A 15,040-nucleotide genomic window follows, 5' to 3' on the forward strand; every position below is an offset into this window, starting at 1 on the left:
GTGGGACGTCAGCACCGGCCGCCCCCTGCACACCCTCACCGGCCACACCGCCAACGTCTCCTCGGTCTCGTTCAGCCCCGACGGCACCACCCTGGCCACCGGGAGCAGGGACGGCACCGCCCGCCTGTGGGACGTCAGCACCGGCCGCCCCCTGCACACCCTCACCGGCCACACCGCCAACGTCTCCTCGGTCTCGTTCAGCCCCGACGGCACCACCCTGGTGACCATCGGCGAGGACAACACGGCGCGACTCTGGGACACCATCCTGCCCGGCCCGGCAGAGGCCACCGCCAGGATCTGCAAGGTTGTGGGTCGGGACCTCACCACGAGCGAGCGGAACGCCTATCTCCCCACAAGAGCGACCGACCGTGTATGTCAAATCTGACCTGCACCGGTGTGTTCTTCCTTGAGTGTGCGCTGATGTCGAACGGATGCTGCGCCGGCGAAAGCAGGAGGCTCAAAACTGGCGAATCAACGCGGCGGCTGCGGCCCTTGGTACGGCTGGCCACGAGGTCCCGATCAAGATCAACGACGACACCCGCCAGGCCTTCACAGTAGATGCTCCTCCTGCCTTCGCACCCCAGCTGGACCCAGGGCAGGGAGCGGGAGCGCAGTCGCCCGGTTCCGGGATGGCGTCCCGCCGGGTGGTGCAGCCGATCAACAGACCGGAACCCACAGGGCACGCCGGGCACTTCGACCGGCTGGGGCACTCCCGGCGTCTGACCGGGCCACCTCGCGTGAGGCGCCGACGGGAAGATCGTCGCGAGCCAGGCACCGGAGGGCGGAACGCATGACACCTTGAACCACCTCGCGGGACGCGACCGCTCCGGCCCGGATCAACGAGGAGGCCAGGTCTGTGCGCTCCGACTCGTTCACTGCCCAGGTGCTCGGCAACCTCGCCCGCACAGCGCCTCCGTTCTCGGCGGGAGAAATGCCCGCTCCTGCACGCTCGTCCAGGTCAGTCGCCCACCCCTTCCGATCCGGGCTGCTGCCCCTCTGCACGAGCAATGCTCAGGACTTGTGGATCAGCCCTGAGGGAAAGGAGGCGTGGATTCCCCTACCACCGGTCAACGGGTCGATCCCCGGCGCCGGGATGGAGTCTTGCGGCACCACGTCCGGCACAGCCCGAGGGCCAAACCGAGACGGGCGACATCCGAACTCCGGGCTGGTGATCACCGCAGCGACCTACAGCATGCTGACACCGGCCACAAGACGCTCGGCGACACCGGTGGTGAAGGCGGTCCCGGCTGCAGGATCGCAGGTTTCGAGTCGGCACAGGGAATGAGTGGGGTGATTCCGCCGGACTACCGGCGGATCAGAGGCGCTGGAGTCCGACTGGATGGGGCCCGAACGGAGAGCTTGTCCGCACAGGAGTTGAGACTCCGGCTGCGGCTCGAACTGGGCCCAACTACGTCGAGTGCCGACGCTCCGCTCCCACGCTCCAGAAGGCAAGACTGTCTTCTGTAGCCCGGGTCTCGGGGTGCTGCGGACCGAGCACACTCAACTGATCGGCGAGCAACTGGGCAAGAGCTGCCGCTGCGCGGGCGGGGTCGCCAGCCCGGCCGGTCCAATGGGCGAGGTGGTGGCGTGCGGAGAAAGTGTGGGGATGCTTGGGCCCCAGCACGCGCAGCCGATCAGCCAGCAGTTCCGACTCGGCGACGACAGCGCCTGCCGCATCCCCTGTCTCAGCCCTCCATTGCGCAAGGTTGTGGCGAGTGGTCAGCGTGTCGAGGTGGTCCGGGCCGAGGACACGGAGCCTGTCGGCCAACAGTTCCGTCGTGGCGACAACAGCACCTGCCGGATCTTCGCCCTTTCCCCGCCAGTACGCAAGATTCGCGCGAGTGGTGAGTGAGTCCGGGTGGTCAGACCCCAGCACGCGCAGACGATCGGCCAACAACTGCTGGGGCCTCCCCCTGAGTGGTGGACACGCTGATACTGGATCTGCTTGATCCGGAGGAAGCGAGAAGACCGCCGATGGCGATGAAGGACTACTCGGACGAGTTCAAGGCCGATGCCGCGGCCCTGTACGAGTCCACACCCGGGGCGACCTACAAGAGCATCGCCGCTGACCTGGGCGTCAACGAGGCGACCCTGCGCGAGTGGGTGCTGCGGGACCGCGAACGCCGTGGCGTCAGCGCCGCGGCGGCGAAGCCGGCCGCCCAACGTCGGGAGGCGGTACCGTCCGCTGATCCGGACGAGCGGGTCCAACAGCTGGAGGCGAGGGTGGCAGAGCTGGAGGCAAGTGAGCGCAAGCTCGCCACCGAGCGGGACATCCTCCGCAAGGCGGCCAAGTATTTCGCCGGGGAGACGAACTGGTGAGGAGCCGCTTCCAGTTCGTTGGCGACCACCGGGACACCTACGAGGTGAAGCGGCTCTGCCACGTCCTGGACGTGAACCGGTCCAGCTACTACAAGTGGCTCGCCGGCGCCGAGGCCCGGGCCGCCCGCCAGCACAAGGACCGGGTCCTGGCCGAGGAGATCCGCGAGGTCCACGGCGAGTCCGGCGGCGCCTACGGCTCCCCGCGAGTGACCGCCGAGCTCCGCGCGAAAGGGCGGCGGATCAACGAAAAGCGGGTCGCCCGGATCATGCGGACGTTCGGGCCCTGACCCCGGGTTTTGGACACCGGAGACACTTGGATCTTGATGGTCCAGGAGGACGGAGTCCCCGTGGGCATGAAGCATTACCCCGCCGAGTTCAAGGCGGACGCGGTCGCGTTGTACCGCTCGAGGCCGGGAGCGACGATCAAGTCGGTCGCTGGTGATCTCGGGGTGAACACCGAGACGCTGCGGAACTGGATCCGGGCCGCCGACGGCCGCCGGCCTGGCGCCCACTCCGAGCCGTTGGCCGCGTCGCGGACCGGCGGTGACGGCGTTCAGGCGGAGCTGGCTGCAGCCCGCAAAAGGATCCGTGAGCTGGAGGAAGAGCGGGACATACTCCGCAAGGCGGCCCGGTATTTCGCGACGGAGACGCGCTGGTGAACCGCTGCCAGTTCGTTGACGATCACCAGCGCCGTCACGGCGTGAAGCGGCTCTGCGACATCCTCGGGCTCTCGCGCTCGAGCTTCTACTACTGGCGTCGCACCGCGGCAGCACGGGCGGCCCGGCAGACCGTCGAAGCCGGCATCGCGGCCAGGATACGCAAGGTCCACCAGGACTCCGACGGCACCTACGGAGCCCCCAGGATCACCGCCGAACTCCGCGACGGGGGCGGCCCGGTGGTCAACCACAAGCGCGTCGCGAGGATCATGCGGACCATCGGGCTCCAGGGAGTCCGTCTGCGCCGCAGGCACCGCACCACGCTCGCGGATCAGGCCGCGACGAAGGCACCGGATCTGATCGGCCGTGACTTCACCGCGGCCGCAGTCAACAGAAAGTACGTCGGCGACATCACCTACCTGCCGGTCAGCGGCGCGAAGCCGCTCTATCTCGCGACCGTCATCGACCTCGCCTCGCGCCGGCTGGCCGGGTGGGCGATCGCCGATCACATGCGCACGGAACTCGTCATCGACGCCCTGGCAGCTGCCGAGCGAACCCGCGGAAACTTGACCGGAGCGATCATGCACACCGACCACGGAGCGCAATACACGAGCAGAGCATTCGCGGAAATCTGCAGGTCAGCAGGGGTCCGGCAGAGCATGGGTGCGGTCGGCTCCAGCGCCGACAACGCCACCGCGGAAAGCTTCAATGCTGCCTTCAAGAGGGAGACGCTCAAAGGCCGGAAGGCCTGGCCGAGCGAGCGCGAGGCCAGACTCGACGCCTTCCGCTGGCTGACCCGGTACAACACCCGCCGCCGGCACTCCCGCCTCGGCCAGCGAACTCCGATCGCCTACGAGAACGACCTCGAACCAGTAGCAACTACCCTGACCCAAGCCGCATAGACGTGTTCAACATCCGGGGTCAAGGCCCACCCGCACATACCCCAAGACCTTGTACGGCTTCGACGCCGAACGCACCTGGCAGCTCGGCCGGAAATACAACACCCTCGTCACCGCCATCGGCGTCTCGGACAGCACGCCCAGCGGCTACAGCGTCGTCTTCACCGTGCAAGTCGACGGCAACACCGTCAAGGAATTCACGATGGGGCCGGGAGACAGGGTGAAGAAGCTCTCGGTCGACGTCCGCGGGGCCTTTCGTATCACGCTCGCCGCACACGAGTCCTACACCAGGCTGGACGGCTACGGAGTGTGGATCGACCCCGCCGTCACGAAATAAAACCCCCACTGGGACAGACGGGCGATCAGCACATGGGACTTCAGTCCCTTCCCCGAGTAAGACGGTGTCCTACATGGTGAGGTTGCAAAAACGTTTGTAGCAGCAGATGGCGGCGGCCAGTCCGAGAAGGGCCAGGTAGTTGGAGGGTTGGCGTTCGTAGCGGGGACTGAGTCTGCGGTAGCCGGTCAGCCAGGACATGGTCCGCTCGATCACCCACCTGCGGCGGCCGAGCCGTTCGCTGGACTCGATGCCCTTACGGGCGATGCGGACGCCGATGCGTTTGCCCCAGAGCCATTTCCGCAGGTGGGGGTGTCGTAGGCTGAGGCGCCGCCCGGTGGTGTGGACGCTCTGACAATGGATCTTGTGGATCCGATGAAGGGTGTCCTGGTGGGACGAAGGTCTCCGTATCCGGCGGAGTTCAGGAATGACGCGGTCGCGCTGTACCGGGCCGCGGGCGGGAAGCGCACGTATGCCGCGGTCGCGGCGGACGTCGGGGTGACCGGCGAGACCCTGCGCAGTTGGGTGCGCCAGGCCGACGAGCAGGCCGGCCGAGCCGACAGCCGCAGCGGGGAGCCGGCGGCGGAGGGCCGGGATGAGGAGCTGGCGAGGCTGCGGGCGGAGAACAGTCGGCTGCGCAAGGCCGAGAAGGAGTGGGAACTCGAGCGGGAGATCCTGCGCCGGGCAGCCCAGTATTTCGCGAAGGAGATGAGGGCATGACCGGCCGCTGGGACTTCATCTGCGCCCACCGCGCCGACTTCGGCGTGCAGCGGATATGCCGGGTCCTTGGAGTCTCGCGCTCGGGCTACTACCGGTGGCTCACCGGAGCGAAGGCCCGCAGCGAGAGGCAGGCCGCGGACGGTGCCCTGGTCGCGGAGATCCGTGAGATCCACACCGAGCACAAGGGCATATACGGAGTTCGCCGCGTCCACGCCGAGCTACGGGGCTTCGGACACACCGTCAACCGCAAGCGCGTCGAACGCCTGATGCGCAAGCACGGGATCGAGGGCCGCCACCTGCGCCGCAAGCGCACCACGGCTCCCGGCCGGCTCGCGCCACCGGCCCCAGACCTCGTCCGCCGTGACTTCTCCGCCCGGCAGTTGAACGAGAAGTGGTGCGGCGACATCACATACGTGCAGGTGGGAGGCACGTGGCTGTATCTGGCCTGTGTCCTGGACATCTGCTCGCGCCGGGTGCTCGGCTACTCGATGGCCACCCACATGCGTGCCGAGCTGGTCATCGACGCCCTGAAGATGGCCGTGGCGAGCCGCGGCGGCAACGTCGACGGGGTGATCTTCCACGCGGACAGGGGCACGCAATACACCTCGGACGCTTTCGCGCAGGTCTGCGACAGTTTCGGGATCCGCAGGAGCATGGGCCGGGTCGGCTCGAGCTACGACAACGCCCTCGCCGAGAGTTTCTGGCAGGGCCTCAAGAGGGAGACGATGCACCAGAGGCTGTTCTCAACGGTGCGTCAGGCGAGGCTGGAGATCTTCCAGTGGCTCACCTACTACAACGCCCGCAGGCGCCACAGTGCCCTCAACTACCTCTCACCAGCCGAGTTCGAACAACAGCACCTACGAGCAGATACACTCACAATCGCAGCATGAGCCCCCGTGTCCACACTCCGGGGGACACCTCAGTCAGCAGAGCTGCGCACCAGCCAACCAAACTGCACAGTCAGCAGATCCACCGGAAAAAACCCTGGCAGAAGGCCCCTGCACGCCGTCGAACTGCGCAGAATCACTGAGCCACCAAGCGGTCACCCCGACCCAACCAACCTGCACAGCCCCAATTCACAGACACAACAACTATGCAGGTCCACTGAACGCCGACAACAGCGCACCGCCCCTGTCCAGGGGCGGTGCGCTGTCCGGCTCGTAGCGCTGTTCAGCCGGGCAGGACCAGGACCGTGTCGGGGCGGCGGATCTGGCACGGCTCGGCGCCCCCCTCGCTCAGCGCGGCCCGCGCCTGCTCCCTGGTGGTCGGCGCGCACCGCTCCGCTCCGACCCGGGCCCAGCACTGCGCCGCGCCCTCGCCGAGGGTGGTGTGGATCATGGGCGGGCCGATACCGATTCCGTGCTGGACGATCCACTCCGCAGGCGGCGGCCGCCGCTCCCGGCCCCGGCGGGCCTCCGCCGCCCGCTGGCGTACTTCGACGAGCCGCCACCCTTCGTGTCGAACGCGCGTTCCGGCGTGGGAGGCTTCAGGGAGTACAAGTCACGGGGGTGCACAAGTGCGCAGAAAGCGCGTGCGGGAACTGATGCGGTCGATGGCGTCCGGGGGGCCGGTCACACTCCGCCTCTCCTCGATCACGTTCAAAGGCATGACCCAACTGGCCCTTGTAGCCGAGCAGTTCGGGTACGTGTACATGGACCTGCACATGAACAGCGAGGAACAGTACTTCACCATGCTGCTCCTGCCGGACCACAGCGAGCGCGCCCGGGCCCGCGCGGCGGCGAACTGGGCCCGCTATCCCCACGCGGCCGACGGGCGCTCACTGCCGCCCGACGAGCCCGAGGTGCGCGAACTCCTCAAGGCCCGGATGCTCACCGACCTCGGCCGCCAGCATTCGACCAGGCACCGGGCGGTGATCGCACTCGTCCCCGCCTTGTTGACCACCTTGGAGCTCTGGAACGAGTTCGGGCCGGAGAACAGGACCGGCGGCATCGTCCTCGCGGGCAGCTCCCTTGTCCTCTTCTCGGCTCTCATTCTCCTGGGGATCGCGTACGCCCGACGCGACTCCACCAAGTACACGAGGAAGCTGGAGGCCGCCGGGTTCACCGCCGTGACCGACCGGAACGGGCGCCGACGCTACTACCCGCCCGGCCGGCACCTCCCTGGACCCGACAGCCTCGCAATCCCCGGAAACGAGCTAAGGGACTAGTAGGGTCGGGGACTGGCGCGGTGGCTGACGCTCCGTTTCCAGTCCCCGCCGCTTCAAACCGTGCATGCAGTTCTCCCGCACACGGCTTTCCGACATCGTTCACCGGCTGGCATGCGCCGTCGCCCTGTGCACATTTCCGGTAAGACGGTAGACCCCGAGCCGAGTGATCCACCCGTATGTAAACCGGGTGGTCCAGTTCCTACCCGCGAGTCTGTGTTTCGTGCTGGCGAAAATGGCCAGCCGCTCGTGGACGTAGCCATCGACCACGTTGAACTTCCTCCCGGAGTTCCCGTTGCGGAAGTACGCTGCCCAGCCCCGCAGTACGGGGTTGAGGTCGGCCACCACGGCGGATACTGGCCGCGCAGTCTTCGAGCGAGCGGTCGCCACGCGGACTTTGTCCCGCAGCACCCGCATCGCCCTGGATGAAGGCCAGCGTTGCAAGTAGTACTTGCCCCGCCATTTCCACGATTCCATCTTCCGGTGGTGGAAGCCGAGGAAATCGAATCCCTGCCCGCCTCGGGTGAGGCAGACGATGCCGGTCTTCTCAGGATGCAATCGCATCCCGAGCTGTTCCAACACCTGCGCCGCCAGCTCGCGGGCCTGTTCGGCCCGCTGTTCGGTCGGCGACAGGACCACGAAATCATCGCAGTACCTCACCAACGTCCCCAGCCGGCGCCCTTCGCTCTGCCACGCCTCATCGAGAACGTCCAGCGCGATATTCGCCAACAACGGGGAAATCGGTGAGCCCTGGGGAGTTCCCGCCCCGGTCGGGGAGGTAACTCCGCCCTCCAGTACGCCCATCCGCAGCCAGGCCCGGATCAGTTTCAGCATCGACCGGTCCACTACGCGCCGTGCCACCTGGGCCATCAGCGCTTCATGGTCGATCGTGCCGAAGCAGTCCCGGATATCGGCCTCGAATACCCACTCCCTCTGCTGGTTCGCTGCGACGCGCACGGCTTCGCACGCATCGATCGCGGACCGCTTCGGCCGAAATCCGTAGCTCGCCTCGGTGAACTGGGCTTCGAATGCTGGTTCCATGACCAGTTTCGCGGCCGTCATCACTACTCGGTCTGCCACGGTGGGGATCGAAAGCGGCCGGAGCTCTCCCGGCCGCCCCGGTTTGGGAATCTGGACCCGCCGCAGCACCGACGGACGATACGTATACGTCCGCAGTCCCTGCGAAAGGTCCTGGAGGAATGCATCCACCCCCGAGGCTTCCACCGCGTCGACGGTAGTTCCGTCCACGCCGGGGGCTCCTCGGTTTGCGCACACACCGGCCCACGCCCGCCGAAGAACGTCCATGCGGTGGACATGGCCATACAGGGCATGGAACCGGCGTTCGGGTTCTTGCTTGGCACAGCGGTAAAGCGTCCGCTGCAAGGCTCGGACCTTGTCCAGAGAACGGCGGCCCCGTCCTGTGGCGCCTTCCTCCCGGCGGATGGAACTAGCCGAAACGGCACTCATCCGGGCCCCTCCTTGTTCGCGAATCGCATCGATGAAGCAGGGGCCCTTCGCTCCCAACGGGTTGTGTTGTCCCGCCGATCGTCACTACTACGGCCCCCTCCGACTGCCTCTCGGCAGCCCGCCATTTCCCGGTTCTTCCGGTTATAGGCAGGCCACGCTTCCCGGGCCGCAAACCCGGGGCCGAGGAGGCTCTCTCCAGTTCCCAGGACAACCGTCCGACCATTCCACGCCCCTTACGCCGGGAGGTTCTTCGGCGACCGCTCCAGGTCCGAGATCGCCTTCCGTGGCCTTCGCCAATCAAGCACAGGCTCGGCTCCTCCTTGGCCCGCCCGCGGGCGGGGGTTAAATAACGACGCTGCAGGCTTCACTTCATGTTGCGGACTGGTCGGTCGCACGCCCCCGGAGGGCGCTTGTCACTCCACTTCGACGCCACCATTTCGAGTGACGCCGGGAGTCAGCTACCGGGGACCCTGGCGTCTCCCCGGACCGGACTTCCACCGGCTGGCTATCCTGAGCTTGACGTCCGGTTACATCACTCCCATCCCTTCTGAGCTGCGATGATGCCCGGACTGCTGGACGTACGCTTGATCTTTAACGTCGGTCATCGAATGGCACGTCGAACTGGGTCACTCGGTTCGGTATCCGGCAGACGCGGAAGCGGCCTTCGGCTGAACATGTGCTCCGACCAAGGAACACACACGTTCAGCACGAAGGCCATGAGAATGAGTCTGCTGCATCGCGATGCCCGGCTGGAGGCATTGACGGAACTGTCATGCTTCCGGGGCGAGTTCTACTCCTGCCTGACAGCTCGTCCGGACGCTTTGTTCGAACTGACAGACGCGGTTCTGTGCGGTGACGGGCCGGTGAGATCACTGCCCGAGCTGTCGCTGGTGGGCGAACACCGCCGCGGCCACGGAGGGCTCTACGCCGCTCTGGCCCGTGGACGCATCGATACCGGCCGACTGCGGCGGGCACTGGCCGAAGTACCACTGCCACGATCCGAACGACGGCCGGCTGGTCCTGGCCATCGATATCACCTGCTGGCTGCGGCCCGACGCACACACCTCACCGGAACGGATCCTGTGCCATACCTACGGCCGGGGCAAAGACCAGCACATCCCGGTCCCCGGCTGGCCCTACTCGATCATCTGCGCGCTCGAACCCGGCCGCAGCTCATGGACCGCACCGCTCGACGCGACCCGCCTGGCGCCCGGCGATGACACTGCCACCGTCACCGCCCTGCAGCTACGCAGTCTGCTCCAGCAGCTGATCGACTCCGGGCAGTGGCAAGAAAACGACCCCGACATTCTCGTCGTCGCGGACGCCGGATACGACGCACCCCGCCTCGCGTCTCTCCTGAAGGATCTACCCGTGCAGGTGCTGGCGCGGATGCGCTCAGACCGCGTCGCGCGCAGGACAGCCCCACGCCGCCAGCCACACACCATGGGCCGGCCACCCCGGCACGGAGGCGAGTTCGTCTTCGGACAGCCCGACACCTGGGGCACCCCGGACACCCAAACGATCACCGACACCCGCCTCTACGGCACGGCCACCGCACGCTCCTGGGACCGGCTCCACCCCCGGCTCACCCACCGCTCCACCTGGGCCGCAGCCGACGGCACCCTCCCCGTCATCGAGGGAACGGTGATCCGCCAGGACATCGACCACCTGCCCAGCGGAGCAACCCCCAAGCCGGTCTGGCTGTGGTGGTCCGCCACCGACGCCACCCCAGCAGACACCGACCGTCTCTGGCAAGCCTACCTACGACGCTTCGACATCGAACACACCTTCCGCCTGTTCAAACAGACCCTCGGCTGGACCACCCCGAAGATCGGACCTACGAGGCCCCCGTCGCCGGCCTCGGTATCTTCTGCCTCGTGGCTGAAGGCAACGCCCCCCTGATCACCCTGGGCGGCATGGTCACCCGGCCGGTGCGCGGAATAGGCCCGGGCAGATACGTCCTGGCCTGGCGCGAGGAGGACGGGGGGCTGCCGCTGGTGCAGGGGGGGCGCGGAGGCCTGCCGGTCGGGCGCGGGGGTTTGACAGGGCATCGGCTCCTGATCCCGGGCGCCGCCGTGCGGGACGGCGCCGTTCACCGACCGGCCCGCCGCGCCCAGTGGGCGGCGGTGAGCGCGACGAACCGGGCGTTGCCCACGGCGTAGCGCAGGAACATCCGGCGCGGCTCCTGGACCATCCGGTGGAACCATTCCAGACCGGCCCTTCGCATCCACCGCGGTGCCCTGCTGCGCAGCCCCGCCACCACGTCGAAGGAGCCGCCGACGCCGACCACCAGGGCGCAGCCCAGCTCCTTCTGCCGACGTGCGAGGAAGTACTCCTTGCGCGGACTCGGCACGGCGAGGAACAGGATGTCCGGGCTGGTCGCACGGACGGCCGCGACCACCTCCTTCTCCGCCGTCTCGTCCCAGTAGCCGTCCCGGTGCCCGACGACCTCGACCCCCCGCGCGGCGGCGATGCGCGCGGTCTGCGCGACCACCTCCGGCTCGGCGCCCAGCAGGTAGACGCGGTACCCGTGGCGCGCGGCGCTGCGCCACAGCGCCAGCATGAAGTCGATGCCCGCCACCCGCTCCGGCAGCGGACTTCCGAGAAGGCGCCCGGCCCACACGACCGACTGCCCGTCCGCGTTGACCAGCGAGCACGACCGGATGATCCGTGCCAGCTCCGGGTCGTCGTGCGCCTTGACGACCTTGGCCGCGTTCAGCACGACGTGCTGGTGGGGGCCGCCGGTCGTGATCAGCGCCTCGGCCGCCGCCACCGACGCCTGAAGGGTGAGCGGGTGGACGGGCAGCCCGCACACCGTGACCGGCCGGCCCGGGCCCTCAGCCATGCCGTCCCAGACCCAGGTTCTGCCAGAACCGCACGAACTCCTCCTCGATGCGCCCGGACTCGTACCTCGGCCGCAGCTCATGCCATGCCTTCTGCTGGCGCCGCCGGATCCCCTGCAGGTCGTCCCCGCATGCCGTGAGGAACCGGGTCACGGACTCCACCGATGCCTCGACGGGCTCCACGCATCCCCGGTCGAAGAGCTCGGCGCTTCCCGGCGACGGGGTCGCGGCCACGGCGCAGCCCGCCTGGAGTCCTTCGAGCAGGACGAAGGGAAGGCCCTCGACCCAGCGGGCCGGAAGGACGAACGCGTCGACCTCGGTCCAGAACGACAGGGCGTCCGACAGATCCAGGACCCCCAGGTCCTCGTCGACGCAGGCCATTTCCGCGACGGGTACGTCACGGCGCATACCGGCGATGCGGAACTCGACCTCCAGCCCCTGCGCTCGCGCTTTCTCCACCGCACGGCAGACCAGGTCGAAACCCTTGGAGCGGGTCATCGTGCCGAGCCAGCCGACGCGCAGTACGCGGGACGGACGGCCTTCCCCCCTCGGCGGCGCCGGTGCCGGGGCGGGATTGCGCAGCACCGTGACGGACGCCACGGGGCAGCCGCTCGCCAGCAGTCGGGCCGCGACCGCCTCACTCAGGACGAGCCAGTGGGACCCGCCCAGTAGCGCCCGCAGCGGCTGGTTCGCGGCGAGCCGCGCGGGCAGTTGCGCGCCGTGCAGATGCAGCACCACGGTGCAGCGGGCCGCCCTGGCCAGACCGACCAGGAAGGCGTCACGGAGCAGGGGCGGGCCCCACTGCGAGACAGGCAGGTAGACGGCTGTCGGGGTGCGCCGGATCAGCAGGTACGCGCCCTTTCCGACGGCCGCCGCGGTGGCGCGGGCCTGGGCGGGCCAGGAAGCCGCGAACCTCGGCGATCCGTCCCGATGTGCCGAGAGCGAGATGACCGCCGACACGTGGCACCGGCTCGTCAGCAGGGGCGTGAAGAACTCGGCTGCCCGGCCCATGCCGCCCAGGCGTGCACTGTGCCGGAAGGCCAGGACGGCCGGCCGGGCGGGTCGCCGCAGGAATCTTGGGCGGATGAGAAACATTTCCCATTCCTCGGAGTATGTGGTGCGGGATTCTGGAGTCCGGGTGGAATTATGGGAAGGCAACCGAATCACTCGGGCGGTATGGAAGGCCACTGCAACACGTCTCAGCCTGTGCTATTCATACGATATTTACGGCCACGTCACAGGGTATTTCCGGGCTCAGAATCCGTCACGAAAGGAAGCGCCGTCGGCGTGACTGCTGATATTCCACTGCTCGTTTCCGTCTGTGCGGCGGTATGTGTCGCTTCAGGCGTCCTGCTCGCCCTTTGTATTCGCGGAGCGGGCTGGCTGCTCTGGGCGTCCTGCCTCGCGCCGCTCTTTCTACTGGGCAGGGAATACGCGACGGTGGGCGTTTCCTCGGTCTATCTCATGGACGTCCTCGCCGTCTTCGCGCTGCTCGTGACCGTCCACATGTGGGGGCCCCGGGCGTTCTCCGAGCCCCGGCTGCGCTGGTTCCGAGCGGTCGCCGTGGCCCTCGCGGCGACGTCTGCCCAGGCGGTGTACCGCGGGATCGAAGCGGGGTATCCCGATCCCCTCAAGGGCGCGATCCTGGGCCTCTACCCGCTGTTCGGGTGGTTCGCCGCCACCTGGTTCCTCACCCGGCCCGTCCACGAACCCCTCCGCTGGCGGTGGGTGCTGTACGTGCCGACCTGCGGTGTCCTTGTGGGGTGGGCCCTGCACACGCCGGTGGTCGCCGCGGCCTCGGGCCTCTACCTGGCGATCGCCGCCGCGTTCGGCGTTCAGTTGCGGTACAGGGGAAACAGCCGACTGCTCCTGTGGACACTGACCGGGGCCGCCCTGCTGACCGCCCTCACGAGCAAGCGGGGCCCCCTCCTGGCCGTTGTCGCGGCCCTTTCCGCGACCGCCCTCGCCGGCAGACCCAGCGGTCGACGTGTCATCCGCTGGCCGGTCATCTCGTGGACTGTCGCGACTGTCGGGGTGATGGCCCTGCTGGCTTTCTCCCTCTCCGGCCGGCACCTGTCCGACATGCCCGTGGCCGGGGGCCTCATGACGCGGCTGTCGAGTTCGGCGGATGTGCACACCGAAGCCGGCGCGAATGTGGGACTGCGTCTGGAGATGTGGCGGGAGGCCCTTCGCATGGCGGGGCACGAGCCGCTTCTCGGTGCCGGGGCGGGGCACCCCATCGAGTTGACCGCATTCCGCCCGCGTGCGAACTCCGGGAGTTCTGGGCCGCACAACTCCTTCGTCGGATACATCTACTATCTCGGCTGGCCGGCCGGACTCGGCTTCATCCTGCTCGTTGCCGCGACCCTGCGCCGGACCTGGCGGGCCCGGCACCATCCGGGCGCCGCCTCCTGGTTCGGGGCGACCGTCGGAGTCTGCGTCACCGCCCTCACCAATGTCGCGTTCGAGACCACGTTCATCGGGCTTCCGTCCTGGCTGGTCCTCGCCTGTGCGTACGCCCTCGTGGGAGTGGACCGGGACGACGGGGGCGAGAACCGCACCGACACCGAGGCCACCGGGAGGCGTAAGCGCCTCATCGCCCAGAGGGCTGCCGTTCGCGTCGGCACGACCGGCCGGAGCGTGGCCCGCAGCCCCGGTGCGCCGGCACCCGGCCCTTACGTGTGACCTCCTGCCCTGCCCGCCCCTTTGCGAGGACCTGGAGAATCCGTTGCAGCAGTCAGAGATCGAGGAGTTCTGGTCCGCGCACCCGTGCGGCGACAACGTCTTCGGCGCGCCGGACGGCGACCGGCGAGAGGACCACGAGAGGTTCTACACGCGGTACGACACGGCCAAATACCGCCTGGAATCCCATATTCCGCAGTGTCTCGACCGGCTGGACGTCGACGGCAAGCGGGTGTTGGAGATCGGTCTCGGCCAGGGCTCCGAGGCCGAGCGACTGATCCGCAAGGGCGCCCTGTGGACAGGGGTCGACCTCACCGAGACCGCCGTCCGGCGCACGAAGACCCGACTCGCACTGCGCGGGCTGCCCCACGACGGCCCGCATCGGGCGAGCGTGCTGGACCTGCCGTTCCCGGAGGATTCCTTCGACCTGGTCTTCAGCCACGGCGTACTGCACCACGTACCGGACGTCCTGCGGGCTCAGCGGGAGATCCACCGTGTTCTCAGGCCGGGCGGGAGGCTGGTGGTGATGCTCTACGCACGCTGGTCACTGAACTACCTGGTGTCGATCGCCCTGCTGCGGCGTGCGGCCCTGCTGGCCGCCTACCCACTGGTCCGGGCCGGGCTGCTCGGCGGGTCCCACCCGCTTCTCGACGCCCACGTGGCCGGCGCCCGTCGGGGCGGTCTCCTGCGGTACCTGAGGCTGGCCGACTTCACCCACCGCAACACCGACGGGCCCGACAACCCGTACTCCCAGGTCTACGACGTCCGCCGGGTCCGCCGGGACTTCCCCCACTTCGAGGTGGACCACACGGAGAAGCGGTTCATGCACGCGCCCCCGCTGCCCGTGCACGGCATGATCGGTGAACGGCTCCTGGGCTGGCACCTGTGGGTGCATCTGAGCCCGAGGGGCGATCAGCCGAAGGTCCGGCCCGGCACATGACGTCACGTCAGGACCT

At 68.2% G+C, this 15,040-nt stretch carries 14 protein-coding genes and 3 pseudogenes; 11 read left to right on the top strand and 6 right to left on the bottom strand.

Annotated features, from left to right (window positions below; translation table 11 throughout):
* Window positions 1-385 (top strand): WD40 repeat domain-containing protein (locus tag ACFWA7_RS16980; RefSeq protein ID WP_385823621.1); only part of this gene is annotated, 385 nt, incomplete at its 5' end.
* A 1,023-nt stretch (window positions 386-1,408) separates the two neighbouring features.
* Here ACFWA7_RS16980 and ACFWA7_RS16985 read toward each other — a convergent pair.
* Window positions 1,409-1,876 (bottom strand): tetratricopeptide repeat protein, encoded by a 468-nt coding sequence (locus ACFWA7_RS16985; RefSeq protein ID WP_385823692.1) that lies wholly within the window; start codon window positions 1,874-1,876, stop codon window positions 1,409-1,411.
* A gap of 98 nt (window positions 1,877-1,974) precedes the next feature.
* Between ACFWA7_RS16985 and ACFWA7_RS16990 the strand changes: the two genes are divergently transcribed.
* The 4 genes from ACFWA7_RS16990 to ACFWA7_RS17005 all read left to right on the top strand — a co-directional run bounded on the left by ACFWA7_RS16990 (window position 1,975) and on the right by ACFWA7_RS17005 (window position 4,211).
* On the top strand, window positions 1,975-2,319 hold the full coding sequence (locus ACFWA7_RS16990) for a transposase (RefSeq protein WP_385823623.1): 345 nt from the start codon (window positions 1,975-1,977) through the stop codon (window positions 2,317-2,319).
* Window positions 2,316-2,606: an IS3 family transposase gene (locus tag ACFWA7_RS16995; RefSeq protein ID WP_385823625.1), complete on the top strand. Its 291-nt coding sequence runs from the start codon at window positions 2,316-2,318 to the stop codon at window positions 2,604-2,606. Before ACFWA7_RS16990 ends, ACFWA7_RS16995 begins: the two co-directional genes overlap by 4 nt.
* A gap of 60 nt (window positions 2,607-2,666) precedes the next feature.
* Window positions 2,667-3,877 (top strand): IS3 family transposase gene (locus tag ACFWA7_RS17000; protein WP_385823627.1). Its coding sequence is split into 2 segments (ribosomal slippage): window positions 2,667-2,961 and window positions 2,961-3,877, totalling 1,212 coding nucleotides; the frame shifts between segments, so codons are not numbered across the junction.
* 49 nt (window positions 3,878-3,926) lie between these two features.
* Window positions 3,927-4,211 (top strand): NPCBM/NEW2 domain-containing protein, encoded by a 285-nt coding sequence (locus ACFWA7_RS17005; protein WP_385823630.1) that lies wholly within the window; start codon window positions 3,927-3,929, stop codon window positions 4,209-4,211.
* A 69-nt stretch (window positions 4,212-4,280) separates the two neighbouring features.
* Here ACFWA7_RS17005 and ACFWA7_RS17010 read toward each other — a convergent pair.
* Window positions 4,281-4,493, bottom strand: a pseudogene (locus ACFWA7_RS17010) (transposase); the annotation flags it as partial.
* A 105-nt stretch (window positions 4,494-4,598) separates the two neighbouring features.
* On the opposite strand from ACFWA7_RS17010, the gene ACFWA7_RS17015 reads away from it, so the two are divergent.
* Window positions 4,599-5,818 (top strand): IS3 family transposase gene (locus ACFWA7_RS17015; protein WP_385823694.1). Its coding sequence is split into 2 segments (ribosomal slippage): window positions 4,599-4,857 and window positions 4,857-5,818, totalling 1,221 coding nucleotides; the frame shifts between segments, so codons are not numbered across the junction.
* Window positions 5,819-6,098: 280 nt separating this feature from the next.
* Here the strand turns inward: ACFWA7_RS17015 and ACFWA7_RS17020 are convergent.
* On the bottom strand, window positions 6,099-6,299 hold the full coding sequence (locus ACFWA7_RS17020) for a DUF6233 domain-containing protein (RefSeq protein ID WP_385823696.1): 201 nt from the start codon (window positions 6,297-6,299) through the stop codon (window positions 6,099-6,101).
* A 235-nt stretch (window positions 6,300-6,534) separates the two neighbouring features.
* Between ACFWA7_RS17020 and ACFWA7_RS17025 the strand changes: the two genes are divergently transcribed.
* Complete coding sequence (locus ACFWA7_RS17025; protein ID WP_385823632.1) at window positions 6,535-7,095, top strand: hypothetical protein; 561 nt, start codon at window positions 6,535-6,537, stop codon at window positions 7,093-7,095.
* Window positions 7,096-7,194: 99 nt separating this feature from the next.
* On the opposite strand, the gene ltrA is transcribed toward ACFWA7_RS17025, so the two are convergent.
* Entirely contained in the window at window positions 7,195-8,559 is a 1,365-nt protein-coding gene (gene ltrA, locus ACFWA7_RS17030; RefSeq protein ID WP_385823634.1) for a group II intron reverse transcriptase/maturase, read from the bottom strand.
* Between the two features lie 722 nt (window positions 8,560-9,281).
* Between ltrA and ACFWA7_RS17035 the strand changes: the two are divergent.
* Together ACFWA7_RS17035 and ACFWA7_RS17040 are read left to right on the top strand one after the other, a co-directional pair.
* Window positions 9,282-10,443, top strand: a pseudogene (locus ACFWA7_RS17035) (transposase); the annotation flags it as partial.
* Window positions 10,389-10,602, top strand: a pseudogene (locus ACFWA7_RS17040) (LysR family transcriptional regulator); the annotation flags it as partial. The pseudogenes ACFWA7_RS17035 and ACFWA7_RS17040, both read left to right, overlap by 55 nt.
* A gap of 49 nt (window positions 10,603-10,651) precedes the next feature.
* Here the strand turns inward: ACFWA7_RS17040 and ACFWA7_RS17045 are convergent.
* Both ACFWA7_RS17045 and ACFWA7_RS17050 read right to left on the bottom strand, forming a co-directional pair.
* A complete protein-coding gene (locus ACFWA7_RS17045; RefSeq protein WP_385823636.1) occupies window positions 10,652-11,404 on the bottom strand; it encodes a WecB/TagA/CpsF family glycosyltransferase in 753 nt (250 codons plus the stop codon).
* Window positions 11,397-12,497 (bottom strand): glycosyltransferase family 4 protein, encoded by a 1,101-nt coding sequence (locus tag ACFWA7_RS17050; RefSeq protein WP_385823638.1) that lies wholly within the window; start codon window positions 12,495-12,497, stop codon window positions 11,397-11,399. Before ACFWA7_RS17050 ends, ACFWA7_RS17045 begins: the two co-directional genes overlap by 8 nt.
* A gap of 345 nt (window positions 12,498-12,842) precedes the next feature.
* On the opposite strand from ACFWA7_RS17050, the gene ACFWA7_RS17055 reads away from it, so the two are divergent.
* Both ACFWA7_RS17055 and ACFWA7_RS17060 read left to right on the top strand, forming a co-directional pair.
* On the top strand, window positions 12,843-14,087 hold the full coding sequence (locus tag ACFWA7_RS17055; protein WP_385823640.1) for an O-antigen ligase family protein: 1,245 nt from the start codon (window positions 12,843-12,845) through the stop codon (window positions 14,085-14,087).
* A 43-nt stretch (window positions 14,088-14,130) separates the two neighbouring features.
* Window positions 14,131-15,024 carry a class I SAM-dependent methyltransferase gene (locus ACFWA7_RS17060; RefSeq protein ID WP_385534492.1) on the top strand — a complete coding sequence of 298 codons (894 nt, stop codon included), beginning with the start codon at window positions 14,131-14,133 and terminating at the stop codon, window positions 15,022-15,024.
* Window positions 15,025-15,040 lie beyond the last annotated feature (16 nt).

Origin of the sequence: Streptomyces sp. NPDC059994 (assembly GCF_042737755.1) — a bacterium.
Classification (GTDB): domain Bacteria; phylum Actinomycetota; class Actinomycetes; order Streptomycetales; family Streptomycetaceae; genus Streptomyces.

Bases quoted from the DNA above. Each gene is read 5' to 3' on its own strand.
- ACFWA7_RS16990 (WP_385823623.1), top strand. From the start codon at position 1,975: ATGGCGATGAAGGACTACTCGGACGAGTTCAAGGCCGATGCCGCGGCC.
- ACFWA7_RS17050 (WP_385823638.1), bottom strand. From the start codon at position 12,497: ATGTTTCTCATCCGCCCAAGATTCCTGCGGCGACCCGCCCGGCCGGCC.
- ACFWA7_RS17025 (WP_385823632.1), top strand. From the start codon at position 6,535: ATGACCCAACTGGCCCTTGTAGCCGAGCAGTTCGGGTACGTGTACATG.
- ACFWA7_RS17045 (WP_385823636.1), bottom strand. From the start codon at position 11,404: ATGGCTGAGGGCCCGGGCCGGCCGGTCACGGTGTGCGGGCTGCCCGTC.
- ltrA (WP_385823634.1), bottom strand. From the start codon at position 8,559: ATGAGTGCCGTTTCGGCTAGTTCCATCCGCCGGGAGGAAGGCGCCACA.